1 protein-coding gene is annotated in these 4,133 nt (G+C 65.8%); it reads left to right on the top strand.

Features of this window, described 5'->3' with window-relative positions:
* Positions 1-594: 594 nt before the first annotated feature.
* Positions 595-4,133, top strand: a 3,539-nt coding sequence (locus AB0I53_RS49330; RefSeq protein ID WP_358618104.1) for an OTU domain-containing protein, incomplete at its 3' end; no start/stop codon positions are given.

Genomic DNA, 4,133 nt, shown 5'->3' with positions numbered 1-4,133 from the left:
GCTGGTGTTGACCTGTCAAACGTCGGTGAGCAGGCGGTGGGCTGGTGGCCCGATTTCGCTGCGGGAGCCGACGGCTCGATCGGCGACGTGCCCGCTGTCGTTGATCCGTCCATAACGGACACTGCGGTGGTGCCGTGGCCTAGCCTCACCAACGACCACCGGGCCGGTTCCGCAGGCGCTGACCTGTTCGAGACTCGGGACGAGGCTGTTCAGTCGGCGGTGGTGGGTGGGTGGCCGGTGGAGTTGAGTGGTGACCTGCTCGAGGTTGTGCGGTCTGCGATGCGGAAGGTCCGGCAGCAAGCACAGCCGCGGGAGAATGTGGTGGTGACGGCGGAGGATGCGCGCCGCGGGTATGCGCTGTGGCGGAGGGCCCGGCACGAATACCCGGAGTGGGCTCGGCGTCCGGTGCCGACGCATTCCACGAGTCTGGCTGAGGAAGTGGCCTGGGTCGAGGTGCAGGTGCGTAACGGTCATGGCCGGCCGCTGATTCCGGGCCTGCGTGGTGGCGCACCCAGTACGTCCCGTGCCGCTAATCCGTCTGCTTCAGCATCGTCTGGTAGTCGGGCGCGCACCGGTGATCACGCGGAGTCCCTGGTGGTGCCGGAGGGGGTGCGGAAGCGCATTGTTGAGTGGCGCCCGCAGCCCGGCGGGGCGCGGAAACTGCGGGAGTTCCTGCTCGGCCTCAGATGGGACGATGGCCAACAGCGCGACCGGCAGCTGCCCCTTGACCAAGACAAGTCTGGCCGATTTTTCTCTGCGGTTACGCAGGAGCTGGTGCGGGACTGGGTACTGCGACTGCACGGACAGATGAGCATCCGGAAAGTGGCGGAGCTGTCCGGCGGCCTGGTTTCCCAGGCGACCGTGTCGCGGTGTTGGCAGGTGATGGCTACGCCACCGCTGGTGGTGCCGGAGGGGGTGCGCAAGCGCATTGTTGAGTGGCGCCCGCAGCCCGGCGGGGCGCGGAAACTGCGGGAGTTCCTGCTCGGCCTCAGATGGGACGATGGCCAACAGCGCGACCGGCAGCTGCCCCTTGACCAAGACAAGTCTGGCCGATTCTTCTCTGCGGTTACGCAGGAGCTGGTGCGGGACTGGGTATTGCAACTGCACGGACAGCACGGATCGATGGGCCTCCGGGAAGTGGTGGAGTTGTCCGGCGGCCTTGTTTCCGAGTCGACCGTGTCGCGGTTGTGGAAGAAAGAGAGAGCAGGGCGCAAACCTCATGTTTCTTCGGGCAGTGGCCGGCACACGCTGGAGCCGCCGCGGAAACGGGTGAGGACGGATTCCGTTGGTCCGGAGGGTGACGATGCCGGTATGGATGATGCCGCTTTGGTGGTGCCGGGCGGCGGCAGGAACGAGGACATTTCCAGGCTGACCCAGCTCGCGTACGCCTCTAGTGGTTTGTGGGGGACGCCCGAGCAGCGGGCGACGGCGAGGGGGTGGGGGCTGGAAATCCGCGATGTCGGAGCTGATGGTGACTGTTTCTACCGGTCGGTCCTGGATTCAGTGCCGGAGGGTGTATGGGGGGCCCGGCTTGACCAGTTCGGTTATGAACGGTCCGTGGAGGGGTTGCGCGACGCGCTCGCCGACAATTATCTGCAAAGATTCGTTGCCAGCACCGACGCTGAGCGGGCCTCGCTGCAGATCGTCGCGGACGACATTCGCGCACCTCGGAGTTGGAGCAATGTTGGTGGTGATGTTGCTCCTCAGCTCGTTGCCGATTTGCTGGGCGTCAACATTGTGGTGATTGTCCCCGATGGTCGCCTGTCTACCCAGGGTGTCGAGCAGTATGGCACCAGGGAGACCTACTGCATCGTCTACAACGGCACGGACCACTACATGGCCACCCGGCGATTGGAAGACACCCACGCTGCCGGAGGATCACGAGACCTCGTGGCGCCGCAACCTGTTTCCGGTCATGCCGGTCTGGGCGAAGGGGGTGTGTCGGATGTCGCTGTGACGGATCCGAACGCTGTGTCAGGTGCCGGCTCGGACACTCGTTCCGACGCGCCGGATCCGGTTTTTCAGTGGATCCCCGAGGGTGGTTTGGGGGAGGCGGATTCGGGTGCGGTCTTGGGGTCTGAGCGAGCGATTCCGGAGCACTCGGTAGTGGATCCGGGTGCGGTGGACTCCGGCCTGACCGACTTTGACCTGACCGAGCGTTACCTGATCGGCCTTGACCTGCCCGGCTTTGACCTGGCTGGTGTTGACCTGTCGAACGTCGGTGAGCAGGCGGCGGGGTGGTGGCCCGATTTCGCTGAGGGAGCGGGCGGCTGGTTCGCGTTTGATCAGTCCATAACGGACATGGAAGTGGTGCCGTCTGGTAGTCGGGCGCGCACTGGTGATCACGCGAATACCGGTGAACACGCAGCCGTGGGGTGGGGCGGGTCTCTGGTGGTGTCGGAGGGAGTGCGAGAGCGGATCACCCTGTGGCGCCCACAGCCCGGCTGGCCGCAGACATTGCGGGAGTTTCTGCTGGACGTGGAGTTGGACGGTGGCCAGAGGCTGCCCCTTGGCAAGGATAAGAAGGGCCGCTTTGCCTGTCCGGTCACGGAGGGGCTGGTGAAGGCGTGGGTCCAGGGTTTGCGCTGGCAGACCAACGAAGCCGACGGATTCGCCCACACCCTGGAGACTGTGGCGGCGCTGTCCGGCGGGCTGGCTGGCAGCGGCACTGTGTGGAAGTGGTGGGGGAAGGTGGTCCCGCCGGTGGTGCCGGAGGAGGTGCGGAAGCGGATCACCGAGTGGCGCCCACAGACTGGCCACGGACCGCAGACACTGCGGGAGTTTCTACTGGACGTGGAGCTGGAGGGTGGCCAGAGGCTGCCCCTTGCCCGCGACAAGAATGGCCGCTTTGGCTGTCCGGTCACGCAGGGGCTGGTGAAGGCGTGGGTCCAGGGTCTGCGCTGGCAGACCAACGAAGCCGACGGATTCGCCCACACCCTAGAGACTGTGGCGGCGCTGTCCGGCGGACTCACTGGCAGCGGCACTGTGTGGAAGTGGTGGGGGAAGGTGGCCCCGCCAGTGGTGCCGGAGGAGGTGCGGAAGCGGATCATCGAGTGGCGCCCACAGCCCGGCGGACCGCAGACACTGCGGGAGTTTCTACTGGACGTGGAGCTGGACGGTGGCCAGAGGCTGCCCCTTGGCAAGGACAAGAAAGGTCACTTTGCCTGTCCGGTCACGGAGGGGCTGGTGAAGGCGTGGGCCCAGGGCCGGGGGCCGTCCGGCGCGGATGCTGTGGATGCTCTAACCGGTGGCTCGGTGTCGGGCGTTGTGGGCGTGCGGCCCGGCGAGGAGGTTGGTGACGACGACTCGCTGTTCGCGGGTCCGGTGCCACGCGCTGCTGCTGTCGCTCAGGCCGGACTGCCGGCTGACTTGCGTGAGGGAATCTTTAACACGTTTGATGTGGACGAGACACAGTTGCACCCCATGGACGTGGAGCGTGTTGTGGAGTACGGGAGGCAGTTGGGCGAAGTGATTGCGGGGCTGGTTGCGGGGTCGGGGCCGGAGGCGGAGTTGCCGGACATCCGGATCACGGTTCGGGCGAATGTCAAAGGTGATAGGAGGCCGAAGCCGCCGCGTGGGTCGCTGCCGGGTGCGCTGCAGCCGACGGTGGAGGAGCGGACCCGGGGCTGTATCAGAGGTCTGCTGGACCAGGGGATGAAGCACCGTCCGTCGCACGGTGAGGGCGAGGCCGATGGGGACGGTGGGCGCGGCGTCAACGAGGAACTCGCGGCCGCCCTGGAACGTCTGCCGGTGACCTGGTCCTGGGCTAGTCTCACAAGAAAACGCGGCGAAGACCCCGACTTTCCCCTCGAGCCCAACTTCGAAATCTTGTCTGTCGGCGGTCTGTCGGGCCGGACTGCGGACTACTACCGCAGCGCCCGTCGGCTGACGTTCAATGGCAATCGATTGTCGGCCGCCGATGAGCAGCGGTTGTTCTGGCGGCTGGAGGGTTTCGTCGGTCGGTTTGTCGCGAGTCCGCATGATGCGCGTCCCACGCTGAACGTCGAGATTCTTCAGAACTCGCAGGATCGTGAGGATCGTGAGGAGTGGGTCAAGGAACTACGGGACCGTGCTCTGAACGAGGTATATGAGGGACTTCGGCCGCGGTACGGGTTACTCTCGCTCGCCGAGCT

This window comes from Saccharopolyspora sp. NPDC050389 (genome assembly GCF_040655595.1).
Lineage (GTDB): Bacteria > Actinomycetota > Actinomycetes > Mycobacteriales > Pseudonocardiaceae > Saccharopolyspora.
This window is presented reverse-complemented; position numbering and strand designations above follow the sequence as displayed.